The sequence below is a fragment of the Gottfriedia sp. NPDC057991 genome (assembly GCF_042886615.1).
In the GTDB taxonomy this organism is placed as follows: domain Bacteria; phylum Bacillota; class Bacilli; order Bacillales; family Bacillaceae_G; genus Gottfriedia.
Window position 1 is genome coordinate 312,199 of record NZ_JBHVQN010000004.1, and the last position, 22,874, is coordinate 335,072.

Genomic DNA, 22,874 nt, shown 5'->3' on the forward strand with positions numbered 1-22,874 from the left:
GTCTTTTCCTAATACTCAATGAACAGTATTAATTTTAATCTTATCTTGGAACTGGTCCAAAACGATTCTCGTGATTTTCACTTTTAAAACAAGCAAGTATTAATAAAATAATTGATCCTATAAACGGAATTAAACTAATTAAATACCACCAACCACTTTTACCAATATCATGTAATCTGCGAACACCGACTGCAATTAGTGGCAGCAAGGTAAGCAAACCATAAATTCCTGAAATCATGTTATCTGTATTTGCAAAGTTATCTAATAAACTAAGTAAGAAAGTAATAATTGCATTAATTAACATGAACATCCAATATTCAGTTCGACTCGCTCTACCATGAAATACTACATAATTCTTTAATACTTTTAAATACCATTGCACAACTGATCTCTCCTAAGAAATTATTTTATCCAAAAGCTAGTGTTTACTTCCTTTTTAATATTCCCATAAGAAAATCAAATCACATATTTCTTATCAAAAATAATGAAATATAATTAGTGCACACATAAAAAAGGAAGTCCAAAATCTCGGACTCCCACATCAAAAAACTTATTTATTAACATGTGTTAACGTAGCACCATACGGAGTTACATCAAAGAAGTCTCCATACCCAACAACTTTTCCGCTGCCGTTCGCAATGACTGATTTTCTAGATTTCCATGTTTCTCTCCATTGTTCATTTACATCTGCAGCACGACGATTAACGATAATATTCATTTTTTTCGTTTCGATTTGTTCCTTTGTCATGTTTTTTGTATCAATTTTTTTAAAGTCATCTAATATTAAATTTTTCGTCTTATCCGAAATCGAACCACTTTGAACAAATATATCAAACATTAATGCATATCCTCTTTTTGTCCATAATCCGAATGTTTTGTAATACTTTTCTGCTTGATCGAAGTACCATTTTGAAGCATTAATTTGTTCATCAATACATGCTTTACTTGTCCCTAGATTTTTAAAGTAAGTCTTCCAAGGCTCTACAACTTGGTATTTATTATTAGGGTCACTGATAGATTCTCCCCAAGCGACCTGTTCTTTTGTCGTTTTGTTCATAATTACATCTTTAAATGTATTATAAGAATCTGTATCTCCATTGAAAGCTTTTAATACCACATCATTATGATTTGCGAACATATTTTTCATAATTGGTTGGATCGTTTCTGTTCCAAAATTTTCTTGAAGCGCACCAAAAGATAGACCGGCACCATCGAAATTACCACTTGTTGCACCAAATGCATCCGCCCCAGATGATGATGTTTCATACCATGAAGTGATTTCTAATGCCATCTTTTTAACTGATTCACTTGCTGGAAGTTTCACGGGACTAATCGTTTTAACTTTATAATCAACAGAAGCAGCATTTGCCGACCCAACTACTGTTCCTAAAGAAAAGACAATCGCAGTTGATAAAATAACATTTTTCATCGTTTTTTTCATATTTGATTACTCTCCCTTACTATTAATCTATTAATCTAGGTTAAACTCAGGAATTTCATTTATTTTCGTAACGATAATTACTATATCACGATAATTAAATCAGTTCATCACATAAAATCTTCCAATCAGTGAATCTTTAATAAAATACTTTACAAAAAAAGACAAACCCTATTCGAAATTATTTCGAAATAAGGTTTGTCTTAAATTTCTTCTTCGATTACTGGTTCTTTAGCTTATCCCAAGAATCCTGAAGTGATTGCAGTAATTGCTGTGGATTTTTTTGTCCTCCAACGTAAGCTTGCATTGAGGCACCAAATTCGTTTGTTGCACCGTTTGGATATTTAAACCAGTTCCATGAAAGTACTTTTCCGTCAGCTGAGTACTTTTGAATATCATCAGCAATCGGTCCTAAGCCTTTTCCTTCAATTGTTTTAACTGCTGGAATGAATTTAAACTTTTCAACGATATATTTTTTACCTGTATCAGAAGAAACCATCCAATTTAAAAACTTCTTCGCTTCTTCTTTGTTTTTTGAATTTTTGTTCACTACCCAGTTATTTGGTACACCGACAGGGATTTTGTCCATTGCGTTTTTGTCATCATTAATCGGCATTGGTAAAAGACCAAGTTTCATGTTTGGCGTAATGCCATCAATCATACCTTGTGTCCAGTTTCCTTGTTGCATCATAGCTGTTTTTCCAGATGCAAAATTTGTAACTTGCGTATTGTAATCCGTTGTTAATGGATTTTTATTTCCATATTTAATCGTTAAATCAAATAATTTTATAAACTCCTTAAATTTATCATTATCAGGGATTTTTGCTTTGCCTGCATTTAAATCGGCAATAAATTTATCTGGGTCCGGTTGTTGTGCGAATGGAATATTTAATAAATGAATTCCTAGAATCCACCACTCACCATATCCAACTGAAAATGGTGTAATGCCAGCATCTTTTAATTTTTTTGCTGTTGCCTCTAATTCAGTTAATGTTTTTGGCAATTGTGTAATACCAGCTTTATCAAATAAATCTTTATTATAAATGAATCCATAGCCTTCAGTGTTCATAGGCATTCCGAGTAATTTCCCACCAACTGTCATCGGTTTTTCGGTTTCAGGATATAAATCCTTCACCCAATCTTGATCTGACAGGTCCTCAAGTTTGTCTTTCCAAGTAACAGCCTCTTGGTATCCACCATTATTGAAAATATCGGGTTCATTTCCTGATGCAAATTGAGCTTTCAATGCTGCTCCATAATCAGCACCTCCACCTACTGTTTGAACCTTTACCGTTACATTTTTATTTTCCTTTTGATATTCCTTTGCTAAAGCCTCTAAATCTTTTGCAATTTCAGCTTTAAACTGAAAAATATTTAATGTGATTTTTTCGCCAGCACCAGGCTTTTTTGTTTCTTCTTTTTTATTATTACATCCAGTAAACAACAACATACTAGTTGATAAAACGGCAATCGATTTAAATAATTTATTATTCATATGCTCCTCCTTAACTTACTTTATTGAACCACTTGTAATACCACGGATAATTTGCTTTTGAGCAGCGAAGAAAAAGATCAACAATGGCAAAATGCCTAAAACTAATCCGGCAAGTGCTAAATTCCATTGTTTCGTATACGCACCAAAAAAATAAAAAGTAGCCAGTGGTATTGTACGTAGCTCTTCATCACGCAAAACTAGAGATGGTAACAAGAAATCATTCCAAATCCATAAAGTATTTAAAATAACAATTGTTACGGTGATCGGTTTTAATAAAGGAAACACCACTTTCCAAAAAACCATAAATGGTGAACAACCATCAATAATCGCAGCTTCCTCAAGTTCGATTGGAATGCCTTTTATAAAACCGTGATAGAGAAAAATTGAAAGTGCTGAGCCAAACGCTAAATACATAACAACAAGTCCATAATGACTATTCATTAAATGAAGTGTACTTCCAACTTTAACAAGTGGAATCATAATTGATTGAAAAGGAATGACCATTGTTGCAACAAAAATAAAGAAAATAATCGTTGATATTTTATGCTTTGTGCGAACTAGTTTATAGGCTGCCATTGAGCAAAATAAAACGATAACAGCATTACTTGCAACTGAGATAATTAAAGAATTCAAAAGAGCTCTCCAGAAATCCATAATGACAACTGCTTGTGAGTAGTTTGTAAAATCGAAAGTTTTAGGTAGCGCTGATGTATTTTGTAAAATATCTGCAAAGGATTTAAACGAGTTTCCTAATACATAGTAAAAAGGAACGAGGAAAAATATTGCTAAAATGACCCCAAATAGCTCAAGCAAAAACGTCAGTCCAGTATAGCGTTCATTTTCCACTATGCTTCAACCTCCCTTTTCTTCGTTAAATAAACTTGGAGAATTGAAATAGCTGCGACAACTACGAAGAAAACAATTGCTTTTGCTTCCCCTAATCCATATCGATTGTTTACAAATGCTTCTGTATAAATGTTTAGCGCAAGCATTTCTGTCGATTTAAATGGTCCACCACCAGTAAGTGATAAGTTTTGATCAAATACTTTAAAGGACCAAGAGATTGTTAAAAATAAACAAACAGTTACAGCTGGTGCTACCATTGGAATGATGATTTTCCTTAAAGTTGTAAAACGATCTGCGCCGTCAACTTGAGCTGCTTCAATTAATTCCTGAGGTACTCCTTGGAGTGCTGCTACATAAATAATCATGATATATCCTGCACCTTGCCAAATCGCTACAATAATAATTGCCCAAAACGCTCCATTTGCAGTACCTAATAATGACTGCATTAAAGAATCGATACCTAACGCAGCTCCTAATGAAGTGAGACCTTTATTAAAAATAAATTGCCAAATAAAACCGAGTAATAAACCACCTATTAAGTTAGGTAAAAAGAAAATCGTCCTTAGAATATTTCTTGATTTAAGCCCCTTAGTAACTAATAAAGCTAAGCCAAAACCAATCAAATTCGTTAAGATTACAGCGAAAAACGTATATTTTGTGGTAATTATAAAAGACTGTTTAAAGTCTGCATCTTGTGTAAATATGTACTTGTAATTATCAAAACCGACATAATGGATATTTCCGACTACACCATTCCAATTTGTAAAGGAATAATACAGACCCATTAGAAATGGAATAAGCACTAAAGCTGCAAAAACTAGAAAAGCTGGACCAACAAATACGATAAAACTTCCACTATTTCTACGTTTCTTTCGATAGGAGACCTTAAAGTCAGTAGCATCATCTACAACTGTTTCAACTTCTTTATTCATTGCTTTATCAAACTTTGACAACTATGTACCTCCCTTCTTATCGATTTACAAAAAAAAGCAACTCCACCTTATTATTAAAAAGTAGAGTTGCTTTTATTCGGGTTGCATTCTATTCGAGTTAAGACGCACTCTTCATATGAGTGCTACGTTGAACCTTTTGATAATTCACAATAATAATACCTGACGTAACCATAATTAAACCAATAAATACAAGATAAGATAGCACTTCATTCAGCATGATTGATGATAAAATTACACCAAAAACAGGAACTAAGAATAAGTACATTGATACTTTTCCAACTTGGTTATATTTCATGACATTGTTCCACAGTATGAATCCTACAGATGATAGTACAGATAAATAAACTAACATGCCAAACGTTTTTAAATCAAAATGGAACGGTAAAAATCCTGCCGTTAAACCACCAATTAATAACAATCCAATCGAACCGATCATCATTTGATATGCCGTTAAATAGGCAACATCCACTTTCTTTGCAGCTTCCTTAGCAAGTACATTACCATAGCCACCAAATGCCATTGCAAACAATAATAAAATCTCGCCAATTCCTAAATGTAAAGAAAGAGTGCCCTTTGTAATATTCACGATTATTACACCCGCAAATCCTACCGTTACACCAAGAACCTTACGCATGTTTAAACGATCATTTTTATACATAAAATGCGCTGCTAAAAGTTGAAAAAACGAAGTAGTCCCAGCAATAATCGAGCCCTGAACTCCCGTCGAAAAACTCAATCCAATATAAAACAACACATATTGTAAAAACGTTTGAAACAAACCTACTTTTCCTACTACAAAAAAAGTATCTCGCTTAAAAGTTAACTTTTTACCAATTATCGTAAAAAATATTAAAATTAATAATGAGGCCAAAAAGAAACGATAACCCGCAAAAATCATTTGTTTCCAGATTTCATTTTTCTCAATATGCAAGTGCTCATAACTTAGCTTAATAAACGGAAATGCGCTTCCCCATAAAAAAGTTGTAATAACCGCTGATGCAATCACTCCCAAAGGATGTGTAAAAAATCTCTTTGCAGACATTGTTTCCCTCCATAAGCCTTTTTCTCTCTATAGAATACAGTTTATTCTATCATCAATAGGGCATTCCTTCTATTCGTTTGATTTTGTGAAAGCCCTGAAGGTAAAGACAATTGTTGGGAATCTTTATAAAAGTAATTTATGAGGATATGAAATTAAAATTTTATGATTTTATTCGCTTATACCCTAAAAAATGCTTTTGCCAATATGAGTCATTTATATTTGAAATTGTAACGCCTTTACTGCTACCGGCTTGAATAAATTCATTTTGATTTAACATAATCCCCATGTGTGAAGGTCCATATGTGTATGTGTTTTGAAAAAATATCAAATCACCAGGCTGTGAAGTTGTTACTTTTTGGAATGAAGTATTGTTATGCCAATAACCTGATACATTTGTTCTTCCAAATGGCTTACCATTTTCCTTAAGGACATAGTAAATAAAGCCACTGCAATCAAAACCCGTAGGCGATACTCCTGCCCACTTATAGGGAACTCCTAAAAATTGTTTTGCAAAAGAAATCATATTTTGCTCATCACGATCACTAGTCGAATCATTTGAATCATCAATTTCTTTTTCAGTATATCCAGCACTTATATAACCGATTTTTCCTTGATAGTTTATTTTGCGCCAACCATTTGAAGTTGAAATAACGTTTAACTTCTGCATTTTTGCCGCACTACCTATTATATTGTAATTCGTTCCCGCACCTGAGCGAATATTAACTCTAATCCCAGTTACAATATATTTAGTCGTATTGTATACTGGTTTTTCATCTTCAATATTCTTTTGTTTCTGAACATAAGTGCCGCTTATGTAGCCAATTTTTCCTTGATAAATAATCTTGTACCAACCATTTGCGGAAGATTTAACATCTAATTTATCATTCTTATTTACACTTCCTAAAATACTATAATTTGTTCCTGCTCCCGATCGAATACGTACTCCGTTCCCTGTTGAGATATAATTGATAGTATTGTTTTCTATTTTTTCATTTTCAACATCACTACTTTGTTTTTTAACATAAGTACCGCTTATGTACCCAATTTTCCCTTGATAAATAATCTTGTACCAACCATTTGCGGAAGATTTAACATCTAATTTATCATTCTTATTTACACTTCCTAAAATACTATAATTCGTTCCTGCCCCTGAACGAATACGTACTCCGTTCCCTGTAGAGATATAGTGATCCGCGTTTGAGATCGATACTTTAGGTTGATTTGCAGCTGTACTTTCTGCATCTGCTTCTAATAGATCCATAGAATTAATACATGAAACAGATCCTATGATTGCAATTGATTGTATAATTTTTTTTTTCAAAATCTCCACCAGCTTTTATTTTTATTTTTATTTATATTTGCTATACTTTTTTGAATTTGAAATAGATGAACTAGCTTTTAATGTAGTAACAAATATGTATTTAATGTGCTTACTGTATAAATATCGGTTTGATGCTTAAAATTCTTTAATGAACGTCAAAAATTTTATTATTAGAAAGAACCGTTAAAATTAAATAGGCAGACAGGATTCCTGTCTCCCCCACACCTACATACGAATTCACAACTCCATCACATTCATTAAAAATTTTTTAATTAATAAGCAAATTTTTTCTTCACATTTAAAGGAATGTGGTAATATATATTTAATAAGAATTATTTTAATTAAGAAATCTGTGAACTACACAACTAAGAGATTAAATAAATAGTAAGGTCTTATAAAATGTACGCTGCTGTCCTAGGACGGCAGCTTTCGTCGTTTTATAAGGATAGTGAATTTGATTATTTTTCTCAATTGAAAATAAGAAAGGGGTATTTATTATGGAAGCAAGTCCAAAAGTTACTACGATTCATGCTACATATGAAGCAGACCATGTGGAATCTACATCATTTCTTTCAAAACATGGAGAATTAATTGCCGCTTTAGTTTCTGGTGTATTAATTCTAATTGCTTCATTCGTTAAGAACGATAATTCAATCATGTCGATTATTTTATATGTTTTAGCATTTTGTATTGGGGGATATGCAAAGGCAAAAGAAGGTATTGAAGATACGATTGCTGAAAAGGAACTAAACGTTGAAATGCTAATGATTATTGCGGCAGTTGGTTCAGCAGCAATTGGCTATTGGACTGAGGGTGCCGTACTGATTTTCATATTTGCTTTAAGTGGCGCACTTGAAACATATACGTTAAATAAAACAAATAAAGAAATTTCTTCACTATTGTCACTTCAGCCACAAACGGCAATTCGATTAGTCGATGAAGTTGAAGAAGTCGTCAGCATTAAAAGTCTAAACATTGGTGATTATATTTTAATTAAAGCTGGAGAACGGATTCCTGCTGATGGTCAGATCGTTAAAGGAGAAACATTAGTAGATGAAGCTGCTCTTACTGGTGAATCAGTTCCAGTTGTTAAAAACTTAAATGATGAAGTGTTTGCAGGAACAATCAACATTAAAGGAACGCTTGTAGTTGAAATTACGAAACATAGTGATGAAACTCTTTTCCAAAAAATCATTAACCTTGTTCAAACAGCTCAAAGTGAACAAACTCCTTCTCAACAATTTATTGAGAAATTTGAAGGTGTTTATGTTAAAGGAGTATTAATTGCCGTATTAATCATGATGTTTTTACCGCATTTTGCATTAGATTGGTCATGGACTACAACATTCTATCGAGCAATGATTTTACTAGTTGTTGCATCACCTTGTGCATTAGTAGCATCGATTACACCAGCTGTTTTATCTGCAATCTCGAATGGAGCAAAGTCGGGAATTCTTGTTAAAGGTGGTATTCATTTAGAGCGATTAGGTGTATTAAAAGCAATCGCATTCGATAAAACTGGTACTTTAACGATTGGTAAGCCAGAGGTAACTGGTTTTGAGAAAATAGAAGATTTTGACCGTACAGAGTTATTATCGATCGTTGCTTCAATTGAAAGATACTCAACTCACCCGCTTGCTGCAGCAATTGTTGAATACGCAACGAAACAAGGAATCACAGTATCTTCGTCATTTGAACAAATAGATGACCACCCTGGTTTCGGTGTATCAGCGATTTTAAATGGTTCTGAGTACAGAGTCGGTAAAAAAGAATTCGTAACGATGAAACAAAATCCCCTTATTCATTTTGAACAACAGTGGGAACAAGAAGGAAATACAATTGTTTATGTAGGTACTCAAGATAAGGTTGTTGCGATTTTCTCATTAAAAGATTTAGTTCGAAAAGAATCTAAGCAAGCCTTATCTACTTTAAATAAATTAGGTGTTCGAACAGTCATGATTACAGGTGACTCCGAACAAACGGCGAAAGCAATTGCTGCCGAAAGTGAAATCAATGAATACTTTGCATCATGCTTACCGGATGAAAAAGTTTCGATTGTTAAAAAGCTAAAAGACAACTATGGTCAAGTTGCAATGGTTGGTGATGGTATAAACGATGCCCCTGCTCTAGCGACTGCAAATGTAGGTATTGCAATGGGTGGTGGAACTGGAGTTGCTTTAGAAACTGCAGATGTTGTATTGATGAAAAATGACTTAACGAAAATTTCAAAAGCAATCACTTTATCTAAACGCATGAACAAGATCGTAAAACAAAATATTATCTTTTCACTAACCGTAATAGCATTCCTAATCTGCTCGAATTTCCTACAAATCATTGATTTACCTTATGGAGTAATCGGTCACGAAGGAAGTACAATTTTAGTTATTCTTAACTCTTTACGATTATTAAGAGATTAAAAAAAAGCATCGTACAAATTTGTACGATGCTTTTTTCTTCTAAACTAAACTAGGAATGAGCCTTTTAGCAGGAAAAGCAAATATTCTAGTCAGTCTAAAAATCAATGGTAATCATTATGCCCGTTTGCAGAACCGCTAGTTTTGCCCTTTGGGTGAGAGCTACTTTTTTGTTTCTTATTTGATTTATCATTATGGTTTTTCTTATTATTACTCATTATAAAGTTCCTCCCTTTTTGAAGTCTTTATTAGTTTACCTTTCTAAAATAAGACTACTCATGGAAGAAAACTCCATTATATTATAGAAGAAATTATTTTGGATTTGGCTTTTTAGGGTCAATTAATTTTGGTTTAGCTTTGTGCTTACCATATTGTCTTTGCTTTAATAATGCATTGAGCTCTCCACCAATAATCACAACCATTGCCGAAATAAAAAACCAAATCATTAAGACAATAATTCCACCTAAACTACCGTAATGACTTGTGTAATTACCAAAATTATCAACGTAAAAAGCAAATCCAAATGAAGAAATGATCCATCCAAATGTTGCAAATAGCGAACCAAAAAATACCTTTTTAATGTGAACTACTTTACTAGGTCCAATTGAATATAGAACAGTAAATACAATCATTAGAATCACAAAGCTTAGTGACCAACGAATTAGGCTCCAAGTATATAAGAAATCCTGAGATATATCTAAAAAATGAAATACAGACTTAGCAATGACTTTCCCGAACACTGGTATTAATAATGCAAATACAATCACAAAAATCATAATAATTGTTAAAAGAATTGAAATTCCTCTTGTAACAAAGTAATTTCGTTTATCCTCTACATCATACGCATCATTAAGTGCTCGAATGATTGCATTAATCCCATTGGACGCAGCCCAAATAGTCGCAATTAATCCTACTGATAAAACTCCACCATGAGATTGCCCGATTATTAACTGCAAGTTACTTCGTATAATCGCCATTGCATCTGGCGGAGCATATTGACTCAAGAATGACAATATTTGATCAGTAGAAAGTGGTAAATAGGTTACGACTTGAGTTAGAACAAGTAGAAATGGAAAAAGAGATAGCATTAAGTAATATGCTAGCTCCGCTGAACGAGATACTATTTCGTCTTCCATACACTTTTTCACTAAATCCCAAACAAATGCTACAATAGAATTCTTTTTCTTAATCAAATTGACACCTTCAATTGTTATTCTTTAGATGTATTACCTGCCAATAAAATTGATTCTACTTTCTCTTGTACTTCATCTGCATTTTCATCAGTTAATTCTTCAATACCTTCAAGAGAAGCTTCTAACTGCTCGTCAGTTTCAGAAGATTCATTTTCATGATTTACTTCTTGTGAAGTCGCTGAAATTTGCGATTTACCTTCTTCTAGATCAATTGAATCTTCAATTTTTGCTTCTACAGCTTCAACTGCTTTTTCTGTTACTTTAGAAGAGCCTTTATCAAACTTATTTAATGTGGAATCTTTAATTTCGATCCATTTATCTTTTACAAGCTGTACATTGCCTTCTAATTTCTCAACTGAGCTTTGTACTACTCTCAACTGATTTCTAACAGCACCTTTTACGATTTCTGGATCTTCTTTAATTTGATTTAATTTGTTTGTTACACTTCTTCCTTTACGTGAGATTTTCTCACGATTTTCCTTGTTAAGTAGAGTAACCCCTGCACCAATTGCGACTCCGACTAGAATATTGCGTAAAGCTTTGTTACGTTTTGACATTCTACATCCTCCTCTAAACTGTTAATTGGTGTTGCTTTAAAATATGCTGAAGTAAATGAGAGCATCCTTCTGTAATGATGTCATATACTTCATTAAAATTACCCGTATAATATGGATCAGGCACTTCCTTCCACATTGATGCTGGAACATAATCTGAAAGTAGTGAAATCTCTCCTATACAATTATTTCTTGCTAAATTCATTAAATCCTCTTTATTCTGTGCATCCATAGCAACAATATAACTAAAATATTTAAAGTCATTATCTGTCACTTTTCGAGCTTTCATACCATCGCAGGTTATACCTTTTTCACTCAATAAACCTTGTGTTCCCTTATGTGGAGGGTGACCTAAATGCCAATCTCCAGTACCAGCTGAGTCTATCATAAATTGTTTATCTAACCCTTTTTCTGTCACTAAATGACGAAAAACAGCCTCAGCCATTGGCGATCGACAAATGTTACCTAAACAGACAAATAATACTTGAATCATCTCAATGTCCCCTTCAAATTATTTACACTTTCTGCCAAAATTTAGCTGTTCTTTCGTATTCATTCTACACGGTAAATTTTAAAATGAAAAGCAAGCCATTGTGAATAATTTATGGCAAGGATAAATAAGATAAAAGTTATAATGCTTATTTTTTACATAATAGCTATGATTACACTCATTTTTTAAAAATAATTTTAATGTCTATCTAAAAAGTTAACTCTGTTAATGTTTTTCGCAAGTCCTCCACAGATTGCATTAACAATTGGCCAATTTTTTTTAATTTTTACAGATAAATTAATTGTATTTTTAAATGACCTTGACTATATTTAGTAAAGACAACTAAATGTAAGCTAAACCACAAGGGGAGCCATTTGGCTGAGAGTGAATAGATTAGCTATTCTTACCCTCTGAACCTGTTAGTTAGTACTAACGTAGGGATGTGGCACGATGAAAAAGCAACACCGGGATCATCATGCTACCCAGTATTGCTTTTTTTATTTATTCCTACTGAAATCTCCCTATTACGAAATGTGGAAGCGACTCGCTTTTGCCCCGACAAGCATAAGACAAAGACAGGGGAAGATTGCTTTTTATCTTCACATGGCTTTGTCTTATGACCTCGAGGGGCAAGGTGCTGAAACTAGACATTACGAAATGTGGAAGCGGCTCGCTTTTGCCCCGACACCAGAAAGGGTAAGGCGCTGGAACTAGACATTACAAAATGTAGGCGACTAGTCGCTCAAACATCATTACTTACAAAGTGTTTCACTACATAAGTTGTCCACTAGATAAAGGGGGAAATATATATATGAAGACATCAAAGATTCAATTAATGACAGAAATAGCGATGTGTGCAGCACTAGCAATCGTTTTTGATTTCTTACCATTGTTTACTGCACCTCAAGGTGGTTCTGTATCATTATCAATGATTCCAGTTTTTTTAATTGCTTTTCGTTGGGGATTAAAGCAAGGTTTAATTACTGGTCTATTATTAGCAGCACTACAAATCGTTACAAAGCTATATTTTGTTCATCCAATTCAAGTATTTTTAGACTATATTCTAGCATTTACAAGTCTCGGATTAGCTGGTCTTGTATATAAACAAATAAAAAATAGTTTAGCAAATGGCAATAAAAAAAGTGCAGCAGCCTATATAATTTTAGGAACTTTTATCGGCTCATTAGCTCGTTTCATCTGTCACTTTATCGCTGGGATTGTATTTTACGGTTCATACGCTCCAAAAGGAACACCAGTTTCACTTTATTCATTAGTATATAATGCTTGGTACATGGTTCCTTCTTTTATTATTAGTGCAGTTCTTTTAATTATTTTACTCTCTTCTGCGCCAGTTCTTGTTCATGTTAAAAAGAATCGAAATCAAGCGGCGTAACTATAGAAACATTTTTTGCAAGTTTATACAATTAAATAAGAAAGAACTGGATCCTCCATCGACTATTTATGATCTACTCGATGGGGGATTCACTTTTCCTTTTACACCAAATTATTTCATGATTTTAGAGTGGTGTATCTGCTAATGTCCACGTTAAATTCGTCTTATATTTAGCTCCTACTTCTTTATAAGCTTCTCCTGGCACGAAAAGAGTTACACTTGATGAATTCAGACCATATGCAATCGTCCACGTTCCGAGTCCCTTACCTTCATCTGCAAAAGCTACATCCTGTGCACCTCCACCTGGAACCAATTCTTCCTAATATTTTAGGTATAACTGCTACAAATGAAGATGTCACTTGCTTTTAGATAAACCGATCCAACCAAATAGTAAAAATATTTTATCCACATTTTAAATATGCATATAAATTTTGAACACTTTGTGAATTTTGGTTATCTGTCCTTTTCTTCAATCATATATATGAATACAGAGTTTCGAAGGGGGTATAAATATTGGGATATGATGTACTCATCTTTTTCTTTTACTTTATTATTCTTTTAGGTATGATTGGTTCATTTTTCTTAGTATTAAAAAATGCATTTAATGTAGATGATGCTTTAAGAATTGACCCTAAGCCCTCCCTTCCTGAAGAGAGCGTACATTCATAGCTAAAATAACCTCATCTAACAATTAGATGAGGTTTTTTGTTTTTTCCTTATATATAAGCCTGTTTTGAGTATGGTATTTTCGTCTATATGTTTTTTAATTACTCATGATCTTTTCTTATGTAAGTAAGAATCCTATCTCCATCCAAAAAGTTTTTTATTTCAATATAATGCTATTTACAATTTAACGTTAATTTTACTAATTGTTGTCTTAGCTATCAAATATTACCATGACTATTCTTACTCAATATCAGTTAAGATGGGTTATATGGTTTTTTAATCTTTTACATCATTTAGAGGAGGGATTTTAATGGATACATCATCCATCTCAAAAACGACTGTTGATGTGCTAAATAAGCAAATAGCAGACTGGAATATTCTATTTGTAAAGTTACATAACTATCATTGGTATGTAAAAGGTCCAAATTTTTTCACTCTACACACTAAATTTGAGGAATTTTACAACGAGGCAAGTTTACATATTGATGAACTAGCAGAGCGAGTGTTAATAATTGGTGGAAAACCACTAGCTACAATGAGAGAGTATCTTGATACTTCAAGCCTTAAAGAAGCCAATAAGAATATTACTTCTGATGAAATGGTCCAGGACATTACTAAGGATTATAACTATTTAATTGAAGAATTAAAAGATGGCATGGAAATTGCAGAGTGTGAAAATGATTCAGTTACTCATGATTTATTATTAGCCATTCGAGAACAGCTTGCAAAGCATGTTTGGATGTTAACAGCCTACTTAAATTAAGTTAAAACTTAAGATTAAATTAAGAAAAGCAGTATAAAATAAAATGGATTATTTATCCTTTTATCTTTATACTGCTTTTTTTCTTTTCTAATTTAAAGCTTAAATGAGATGTAGTAGCTTCATACTTTTTAATGTAATTCTTATTTTTCAGTGTAAAAACAGGTAATATGAACTAGGAATTTTAAACTACAAATTGCTCATCGAATATATTTTTTCCCCTAAATTAATGCATTTTCTGACAAAAACCTCTTTTTTTCAACATCATTTTCAAACACATCTATTTATCTATTCTAACAACTGTTTTGGAAACGTTTTCATTTTGTATTTTCCTTACTCTCCCTTATTTTATTTAATCTATCAACCTTTCTATCGAATCATAGTGACATTTTTTCCCTATTAATTTACTAGTTAATCCGAAATTCGAACAAATTATAGTCAAAAAGGACTATATATTACAGAAAATGTTTTCATATTGAAACATTCGCGTAATAATATTATACTTATGAAAATTCTAAATAAACCAACAATTTAGCTCATGAAATCTCGAAAGGAGACACGAAATGTCAAAACCTCTTTTGGAAATCGAACATTTAACGACATCGTTTCGTATAAACAACCAATACTATCCTGCTGTGGATGATGTATCACTTACTGTCCATGAAAATGAAGTTCTTGCAATTGTGGGTGAATCAGGCTGCGGTAAAAGTGCACTAGCCCTATCAATCCTAGGACTACATTCAAATAATCGTACAAAAATGAATGGATCGATCTCTTACAAGGGCACAAATTTACTAGCGCTTAATGATAGTAAATTGAATAAAATTCGAGGAAAGGAAATCGGAATGATTTTCCAAGAACCTCTTACTGCTCTAAACCCGTTAATGACGATTGGTAAACAAATTGAAGAAAATCTAGATTTCCATACTGATCTTTCGCGCTCACAAAAAAAGGATCGTGCATTAGAGCTACTAAATCAAGTTGGAATTCCAAAGCCAGAGGTTACTTATAAACAGTACCCGCATGAATTATCTGGTGGTATGAGACAACGTGCTATGATTTCAATTGCCATTGCATGTAACCCTTCGTTCATTATTGCAGACGAGCCAACTACTGCTTTAGATGTAACGATACAAGCCCAAATACTAGATTTACTAAAAGAAATACAAAAGAAAACGAAGCTCGGTATCATTTTAATTACGCATGACTTAAGTGTTGTTGCTGAAGTAGCAGACCGTGTTGCTGTTATGTATGCTGGACAAATTATTGAGACTGGTTCAGTAGAAGAAATACTAAATAAACCATTACACCCATATACGCGCTCACTATTAAACTCTATTCCTACTACTCATTCAAAAAATCAAAGACTTCATATTATTGAAGGTACAGTTCCACCTTTAGACAAACTACCTAGAACAGGCTGCCGATTCAGCCACCGTATTCCTTGGATTCAAAATTATGCACATGAAAATCAACCTATCTTGCACGAAGTTACACCAAATCATTATGTACGTTGTTCTTGTTATAAGCATTTCCATTTCAAGAACGAGAAAGGAGCACCGATCATAAATGTCTCTATTAAAGGTTGATAATTTAAAAGTACATTACCCTATCCGTGGTGGTATTTTTCGAACAGTTGTAGATCATGTTCGAGCTGTTGATGGAATTTCATTTGAACTAAACGAAGGCGAAACATATGGCCTAATTGGAGAATCAGGTAGTGGTAAATCTACTGCAGGTAAGGCAATTCTTCAATTAGCAAAGGCTACGAATGGAAGTATTCAGTTTTTAGACAATGACTTAATAACCCTAAGCAAAAAGCAATTGCGAGCATTTCGACAAGAGATTCAAATGATATTTCAAGACCCATACTCTTCTTTAAATCCAAAAAAGAGAATTATTGATTTAGTTGCAGAACCTCTAAGAAACTATGAAACTTTAACTGCTGAAGAAGAACGTGAAAGAGTACTTTACTACCTTGATAAAGTTGGATTATCTCCAGAATCACTATATAAGTATCCACATGAATTTTCTGGTGGGCAACGTCAACGAATTGGGATTGCTAGAGCTTTAACATTACAGCCAAAGTTAATTGTTGCAGATGAGCCTGTTTCTGCTTTGGATGTTTCAGTACAAGCACAAGTACTTAATTTTTTACAAGATTTACAAGAAGAATTCAAACTAACTTATTTATTTATCGGCCATGACTTAGGCGTTATTCGCCATTTATGTGATCGAATTGGTGTTATGTATAGAGGGAGACTTGTTGAGGAAGGCACTACGGAAGATATCTTAAACAACCCACAACATATATACACTAAACGCTTAATTGCGGCAATACCAGATATTCGTCCAGAAGTTCGAGAAGAAAAAATTAAAGAAAGACAAGCAGTTAGACAAGAATATCAACAAAATGCTTCTTCTTACTTTGATGAAAACGGTCGACCATTTGATTTAAAACCAATCTCAGATACTCATCGAGTAGCATTACCCTAGAAAGGAGTAACGAATATGTTAAAATTTGTCATTCGCCGTATACTCATCATGATTCCTCAACTTCTTATCTTGAGTATACTAATCTTTGCACTAGCTAAAGCAATGCCAGGTGATGCACTAACGGGACGATCGATTAACCCAAAAGCTAATCCACAAGAAATTGAAAAAATTCGTGAAGAAATGGGTTTAAATGATCCTGCTTATGTTCAGTATTATCATTGGATTAAAAATGTTGCAAAAGGAGATTTTGGTGTTTCCTATACACATAAAATCAATGTAGTTGATGTTATTGGTGACCGTATTGGAAATACTGTATTACTTGCCCTCTGCGTGTTTATTGTAACTTATTTACTGGCAATTCCACTTGGTATTATTAGTGGACGCTATAGCGACACCTGGGCGGATAAGCTGATAACCGGATATAACTATTTAGGTTTTGCTACCCCTTTATTTATTTTTGGAATTGTTATGCTGTTTATTTTTGGATTTTATTTTGATCTTTTCCCAACGGGCGGTAGCGTAGACCCTACGATTGCTGACGGAACTTTCGCTTATTACGTAAGCAAATTAGATCATCTTGTTTTACCAACTTTATCAGGTGCACTTATTTCAACTGTTGGAATTTCTCAATATTTGCGTAGTGAAATTATTGATACAAAAGTAAAAGATTTTGTAAGAACAGCTAGATCAAAAGGTGTTCCAGAATCAAAGGTTTATTCTCGACACGTTTTACGAAATTCATTTTTACCAATCGCTGCATTTTTAGGTTATGAGATTACTGGTTTAATAGCTGGTTCTGTATTTTTAGAATCAATTTTTGGATATCCAGGAATTGGGCAACTGTTCGTTAAATCCGTTATGTTACGTGATTTTACCGTTGTAAATGCGCTTGTTTTAATGACATGTCTTGCAACACTTTTCGGAACATTAATCTCAGATATTATTCTAAGCATCGTAGATCCACGTATACGGATTGAATAGGGTAGGTGAAATTTATGGAATTAAAAATCGAAAATCAAACTCATATTACAGAGCAACGAAAAAGTCCATCTGGATTTAGTGTCATTTGGGCAGAATTTAGACGAGATAAGTTAGCTTTAGGTTCTCTTATCGTACTTGGCCTAATAATAATAGGTGTGTATGCTACTTCTCTTATTCTAGATCAAAATCAAATTGTTAAAGTTGACTTTCTATCAATCTATCAGCCCCCTTCCTCTACTCATTGGTTAGGTACTGACTACGGGGGACGCGATATATTTGGACAACTAATAATTGGGACGAGAAATTCCTTTACGATTGGATTTTTTATCACAATTATTACAAATCTACTAGGCCTAGCATTAGGTTTAATAGCTGGCTATTTCGGTGGTTGGGTAGACAGTGTCGTTATGCGTATTATTGACTTTTTCCTATCCTTACCAACATTAATGTTAATTATTGTATTCGTAACAGTTGTACCTAAATTCTCTATCATAAATTTTGTCCTTATTATGAGCCTATTTTTATGGACAGGTAAAGCAAGATTAATTCGTTCAAAAGTTTTATCAGAGAGCGAATTAGATTATGTGGCAGCAGCTAAAGCAATTGGCACGCCGAATTGGAAAATCATTATCTCACACGTTTTACCAAATGTAAGTTCATTAATTATCGTTGCATTCACTTTAAACTTAGCAGGAAATATTGGAATCGAATCTGGTCTAACCTTCCTTGGATTTGGTTTACCAGAAAGTACACCAAGTTTAGGAACACTAGTTAGTTATGCAACAAATCCTGATGTTTTACAAAATAAGCTGTGGATATGGTTACCTGCATCGTGCATGATTTTAGTGCTCATGCTGAGTATAAATTTCATCGGTGAAGCGCTAAAGCGTGCAGCTGATGCTAGACAAAGAAGAGGATAATTAAAAATTAAGGAGAGTGGAAATATGAAAAATGCAAAAAGCTTTACTAAAGTATTAAGCGCAATGGCAGTATCTATGATGATTCTTTCAGCATGTAAAGGCGGCGACACGAAGACTGCGACTACTACTAAACAAGTCGATCAAGCTGCTTTTCCGATCAAAGTATCAAATAACAAAAAATCGGTTTCAGGTGGCATTTTAAAATATGGTTTAGTTTCAGATACGCCATTTGAAGGTATCTTAAATACAATTTTCTATGAAGGCGATCCAGATTCTCAAGTTCTTCAATTCTTTGATGAAGCACTTCTTTCAACAGATGAAAACTATATTTATGACCAAGATGGTGCTGCTACATATAAATTAAGCGACGACAAAAAGACAATCACATTAAAAATTCGCGATAATGTAAATTGGACTAATGGAGATCCAGTTACAGCAGAGGATTTAGAATATGCTTATCTTGTAATTGGTAATCCAAAATATACAGGTGTACGTTATGACTCACAAATGTCTATGATCGAAGGTATGGAAGACTATCATAACGGAAAGGCAAAAAATATTTCCGGAGTTAAAGTAATTGATCCTAAAACAATTTCAATTACCTTTAAAGAAGCTAACCCTTCTGTACTTACTGGCTTATGGACTAACCCACTACCTAAAAAATACTTAGGCAATGTTCCAATTGATAAATTAGCATCATCAGATCAAATTCGTAAAGCTCCTATCGGCTTTGGACCATTTAAAATTAAAAAGATCACTCCAGGTGAAGCTGTAGAATTTGAAGCGAATAAAGATTACTGGAACGGTGCTCCAAAACTTGACGGTGTACTTTTAAAAGTTGTTAACCCAACTATTGCTACATCTTCTCTAGCAAACGGAGATATCGATATCGCTTCTGTTTCAGCTGACCAATTCGATCAAGCTAAAAAATTAAAAAATATCCAATTAATCGGTAAAACAGAGTTAGCTTACTCTTACATCGGATTTAAATTAGGTCATTACGATGCGAAAAATGGTGTAAACGTAATGGATAATCCAAAATTCCAAGATAAGCGTGTACGTCAAGCAATGGCTTATGCTCTTGATAATAAAGCAGTTGGGGAAAAATTATACAAAGGATTACGAGTGCCTGCAACTTCTGTAATTCCACCATCATTCCCTAAATACTTTGATAAAGCATTAAAAGGATATACTCATGATCCTGAAAAAGCTAAAAAATTACTAGACGAAGCTGGTTACAAAGATGTAACTGGAGATGGTTTACGTGAAGATCCAAACGGAAAACCATTTAAAATCAACTTCGCTTCTATGAGTGGTGGCGATATCGCTGAACCATTAGCTCAATTCTACTTACAATCTTGGAAAGAAGTTGGCTTAGATGTTCAATTATTAGATGGACGTTTACATGAGTTCAACTCATTCTACGATATGGTAGAAAAAGATAATCCAAAAATCGATATTTTCGCAGCAGCTTGGGGAACAGGTTCTGACCCAGACCCATCTGGAATTTGGGCTAAAAATGCACCATTCAACTACGTCCGTTGGGTAAATAACGACAATGATAAACTATTAAAAGAAGGTATTTCGGCAAAAGCATTTGATGAAAAATACCGTCAAGATGTATACGATAAATGGCAAGAGCTTGTAAATGACGAAGTGCCAGTTATCCCTACTCTATTCCGCTTCGGTTTAGATGGAGTTAATAAGCGCGTTAAAGGTTACGACTTAACAGCTGGTCAAGGCTTCCAAGGTCACTTACAAGATATCACTGTAACAAGTAAAGAGTCTGAAAAAAATAAATAAGCAGTAAAAATGTAGCTGTCCCTTAAGTCAATGTACTTTTGGGACAGTTCTTTTTTGTGTATAACTCATACCTGATTCGAAAGAATAGATAGCCATAACAGTTAAAATGTGGATAAGTAACTCCCCCCTTCCCTTCTGTACTGAAATACTGAAAGGTTATTAACAAAACTTGCGAACATTTGTTGATATTTAATGTAGGATCAGTTAAAAACAGTAATACGTTCATCAAAACAGTGGATAAGTAACCTCTCTCCCCTTCAAAATCAAAAAAATATGAACGAAAATATGCACACTGTTGATAAAATTGTGAACTTTGTTAATAAAGCAGTAATTCTTATTCACAAAATTTGTTGGAACGATTTAATGTTGGGGTCTATGGGCTGAAATAAGTAGATTCAATCTTAAACAAGCATAAACGATATGTGGACATTGTTGATAAAGTTATGAGCTTCGCTTACTAAATAAATCTCAATTTTTGCTAAACGTGATCAACAACAAAACCAAAATTCAAGAAAACACGAAAAACTCGCTAGTAGTAACTTACTAGCGAGTTTTCACAAATTTTTGAGACCATCTCAAAACAATTATTAACTTACTTTTTTACTCTCTTCTTGCTCGTGTTTTTCAATCTTATGCTTTGCAGAGAAATGATAATAGATTAAACATGCAATCATAAATGGAACACCACAGTATAATGCAATACGTTGGTCTGGAATAAATGCAAGGCTAATAATAACAGCCACATTTAAAACAAATGCAACGATTGGAACGATTGGATAAAGAGGCGTTTTATATTTTAAATCCTCTAATTTTCCACCTTCTGCAATGTATTTCTTTCTACCTAAAAGATTTGATAAGGCAATGCTTGCCCAAACAAATAAGCAGCCAAATCCTGCAATTGATAATAACCATAGATAAACCGTGTCTTCTGCGTAAATACCACTTAATAGAGATAAACATCCAAAAAACATACTAAAAGTTAAAGCGTTTAAAGGTACACCTTTTTTAGTTAATTTTCCTAATTTCGAACTTACCATTCCTTTTTGAGCCATTGAATACATCATACGTGATGTTGCGTATAAACCCGAGTTAGCAACTGATAGAACTGCTGTAATAATAACAAAGTTCATAATATCTGCTGCATATGGAATACCGATGTTATCAAATACTACTACGAATGGACTATCTACTAAGCCAGCTTTCTCCCAAGGGAATAAGCCTGCTAAAACAAATATTGATAAAATAAAGAATACTAGAATTCGCCATACAGTGTTATTAATTGCTTTAGGTACAGCTTTTGCTGGATCTTCACTTTCACCAGCTGCAATCCCTACTAATTCACTTCCCTGGAATGAGAAGTTAACTGCAACCATTGTGACCATAATCGCTAAAAAGCCATTCGGGAAAAGTCCGCCGTGGTCTGTAAAGTTAGAAAGCATTGGAGCCTTTGTCCCTTCCATTGGTACAATGCCAAACATTACTGCTCCACCTAAAATAATAAAAAGAACAATTGTTACTAATTTAATACTTGCAAACCAAAACTCAACTTCAGCAAAACTTCTAGTTGAAAGTGCATTTATTGCGAATAATATTACCCCGAATACTACACACCAAATCCAAGTCGGTACATCTGGAAACCATCTTTTCATTAACATACTAACTGTAATTAATTCTAAACCGATTGTTACCGACCAGTTTAACCATGCCATCCATCCAACTACATAGCCTGACGCTGGTGAGATATATTTAGTTGCATAAGTTTGATAAGAACCAGCATCTGGTAAATTAACTGCTAATTCTCCTAAACATAGCATTGTTAAATACATTACGAATCCACCTACTAAGTAGGCTAATATTGCTCCACCTGGACCAGCTTCACTAATTGTATAGCCTGATCCCATAAACAAACCTGTCCCAATTACTCCCCCAAGAGCAATCATAAACAAGTGTCTACTTTTAAGCTCTTTCTTTAACCCCTGTTCTTGTTGTTTCATGAAAGTCCCTCCTCTAGATGTAAATTGCGCGCATAAGTTAAAATATTCTGATATAACAGAATATGGACTCCCCCGAATCCCATAATGAACACTAAAGCGCTTTAAATCAACATAT

General features: G+C 33.6%; 21 protein-coding genes and 1 riboswitch. Of the genes, 9 read left to right on the top strand and 12 right to left on the bottom strand.

Annotation, left to right across the window (positions count from 1 at the left end; all coding sequences use genetic code 11):
- Nucleotides 1-40 precede the first annotated feature (40 nt).
- The 7 genes from ACFVR2_RS15755 to ACFVR2_RS15785 form a co-directional block, all read right to left on the bottom strand.
- Nucleotides 41-382, bottom strand: a complete 342-nt coding sequence (locus ACFVR2_RS15755; protein WP_335408721.1) for a DUF805 domain-containing protein — start codon at nt 380-382, stop codon at nt 41-43.
- 168 nt (nt 383-550) lie between these two features.
- Entirely contained in the window at nt 551-1,441 is an 891-nt protein-coding gene (locus ACFVR2_RS15760; protein WP_387363445.1) for a hypothetical protein, read from the bottom strand.
- 217 nt (nt 1,442-1,658) lie between these two features.
- Nucleotides 1,659-2,933: an ABC transporter substrate-binding protein gene (locus ACFVR2_RS15765; protein WP_387363448.1), complete on the bottom strand. Its 1,275-nt coding sequence runs from the start codon at nt 2,931-2,933 to the stop codon at nt 1,659-1,661.
- A gap of 15 nt (nt 2,934-2,948) precedes the next feature.
- On the bottom strand, nt 2,949-3,779 hold the full coding sequence (locus ACFVR2_RS15770) for a carbohydrate ABC transporter permease (protein ID WP_387363451.1): 831 nt from the start codon (nt 3,777-3,779) through the stop codon (nt 2,949-2,951).
- The gene (locus tag ACFVR2_RS15775; RefSeq protein WP_029715291.1) at nt 3,779-4,711 is read right to left on the bottom strand and encodes a carbohydrate ABC transporter permease; all 933 of its coding nucleotides are present in this window, start codon (nt 4,709-4,711) and stop codon (nt 3,779-3,781) included. The genes ACFVR2_RS15770 and ACFVR2_RS15775 overlap by 1 nt, the downstream gene beginning before the upstream one ends.
- A gap of 118 nt (nt 4,712-4,829) precedes the next feature.
- A complete protein-coding gene (locus tag ACFVR2_RS15780; protein WP_387363454.1) occupies nt 4,830-5,774 on the bottom strand; it encodes a DMT family transporter in 945 nt (314 codons plus the stop codon).
- A 160-nt stretch (nt 5,775-5,934) separates the two neighbouring features.
- Nucleotides 5,935-7,095 (bottom strand): C40 family peptidase, encoded by a 1,161-nt coding sequence (locus tag ACFVR2_RS15785; RefSeq protein ID WP_387363457.1) that lies wholly within the window; start codon nt 7,093-7,095, stop codon nt 5,935-5,937.
- A 497-nt stretch (nt 7,096-7,592) separates the two neighbouring features.
- On the opposite strand from ACFVR2_RS15785, the gene ACFVR2_RS15790 reads away from it, so the two are divergent.
- Complete coding sequence (locus tag ACFVR2_RS15790; protein WP_387363460.1) at nt 7,593-9,512, top strand: heavy metal translocating P-type ATPase; 1,920 nt, start codon at nt 7,593-7,595, stop codon at nt 9,510-9,512.
- 308 nt (nt 9,513-9,820) lie between these two features.
- On the opposite strand, the gene ACFVR2_RS15795 is transcribed toward ACFVR2_RS15790, so the two are convergent.
- The 3 genes from ACFVR2_RS15795 to ACFVR2_RS15805 are packed head-to-tail and all read right to left on the bottom strand — an operon-like array spanning nt 9,821 to nt 11,749.
- Nucleotides 9,821-10,702 (bottom strand): YihY/virulence factor BrkB family protein, encoded by an 882-nt coding sequence (locus ACFVR2_RS15795; RefSeq protein WP_387363463.1) that lies wholly within the window; start codon nt 10,700-10,702, stop codon nt 9,821-9,823.
- A 17-nt stretch (nt 10,703-10,719) separates the two neighbouring features.
- Nucleotides 10,720-11,259, bottom strand: coding sequence for a hypothetical protein (locus ACFVR2_RS15800; protein WP_387363466.1), 540 nt, complete (start codon nt 11,257-11,259; stop codon nt 10,720-10,722).
- Between the two features lie 13 nt (nt 11,260-11,272).
- A complete protein-coding gene (locus tag ACFVR2_RS15805; protein WP_387363469.1) occupies nt 11,273-11,749 on the bottom strand; it encodes a low molecular weight protein-tyrosine-phosphatase in 477 nt (158 codons plus the stop codon).
- A gap of 350 nt (nt 11,750-12,099) precedes the next feature.
- Nucleotides 12,100-12,204: riboswitch (TPP riboswitch) on the top strand.
- A gap of 353 nt (nt 12,205-12,557) precedes the next feature.
- Between ACFVR2_RS15805 and thiT the strand changes: the two genes are divergently transcribed.
- On the top strand, nt 12,558-13,139 hold the full coding sequence (gene thiT / locus ACFVR2_RS15810; RefSeq protein WP_056476402.1) for an energy-coupled thiamine transporter ThiT: 582 nt from the start codon (nt 12,558-12,560) through the stop codon (nt 13,137-13,139).
- A gap of 124 nt (nt 13,140-13,263) precedes the next feature.
- On the opposite strand, the gene ACFVR2_RS15815 is transcribed toward thiT, so the two are convergent.
- Nucleotides 13,264-13,452, bottom strand: a complete 189-nt coding sequence (locus tag ACFVR2_RS15815) for a WxL domain-containing protein (protein WP_387363472.1) — start codon at nt 13,450-13,452, stop codon at nt 13,264-13,266.
- 200 nt (nt 13,453-13,652) lie between these two features.
- On the opposite strand from ACFVR2_RS15815, the gene ACFVR2_RS15820 reads away from it, so the two are divergent.
- From ACFVR2_RS15820 to opp4A, 7 genes are all read left to right on the top strand, one after another.
- Nucleotides 13,653-13,808 (top strand): hypothetical protein, encoded by a 156-nt coding sequence (locus ACFVR2_RS15820; RefSeq protein ID WP_156339752.1) that lies wholly within the window; start codon nt 13,653-13,655, stop codon nt 13,806-13,808.
- A 322-nt stretch (nt 13,809-14,130) separates the two neighbouring features.
- The gene (locus ACFVR2_RS15825) at nt 14,131-14,568 is read left to right on the top strand and encodes a Dps family protein (RefSeq protein WP_483867305.1); all 438 of its coding nucleotides are present in this window, start codon (nt 14,131-14,133) and stop codon (nt 14,566-14,568) included.
- 560 nt (nt 14,569-15,128) lie between these two features.
- Entirely contained in the window at nt 15,129-16,154 is a 1,026-nt protein-coding gene (locus ACFVR2_RS15830; protein WP_387363475.1) for an ABC transporter ATP-binding protein, read from the top strand.
- Complete coding sequence (locus tag ACFVR2_RS15835) at nt 16,135-17,061, top strand: ABC transporter ATP-binding protein (protein ID WP_387363477.1); 927 nt, start codon at nt 16,135-16,137, stop codon at nt 17,059-17,061. The genes ACFVR2_RS15830 and ACFVR2_RS15835 overlap by 20 nt, the downstream gene beginning before the upstream one ends.
- A 15-nt stretch (nt 17,062-17,076) precedes the next feature.
- On the top strand, nt 17,077-18,042 hold the full coding sequence (gene opp4B / locus ACFVR2_RS15840; RefSeq protein ID WP_387363479.1) for an oligopeptide ABC transporter permease: 966 nt from the start codon (nt 17,077-17,079) through the stop codon (nt 18,040-18,042).
- Between the two features lie 14 nt (nt 18,043-18,056).
- Nucleotides 18,057-18,962, top strand: coding sequence for an ABC transporter permease (locus tag ACFVR2_RS15845; protein ID WP_098428191.1), 906 nt, complete (start codon nt 18,057-18,059; stop codon nt 18,960-18,962).
- A 24-nt stretch (nt 18,963-18,986) separates the two neighbouring features.
- Nucleotides 18,987-20,765: an oligopeptide ABC transporter substrate-binding protein gene (gene opp4A, locus ACFVR2_RS15850; protein ID WP_387363482.1), complete on the top strand. Its 1,779-nt coding sequence runs from the start codon at nt 18,987-18,989 to the stop codon at nt 20,763-20,765.
- Between the two features lie 587 nt (nt 20,766-21,352).
- Here the strand turns inward: opp4A and ACFVR2_RS15855 are convergent.
- Nucleotides 21,353-22,759 (bottom strand): amino acid permease, encoded by a 1,407-nt coding sequence (locus ACFVR2_RS15855; RefSeq protein ID WP_387363485.1) that lies wholly within the window; start codon nt 22,757-22,759, stop codon nt 21,353-21,355.
- Nucleotides 22,760-22,874: the final 115 nt, after the last annotated feature.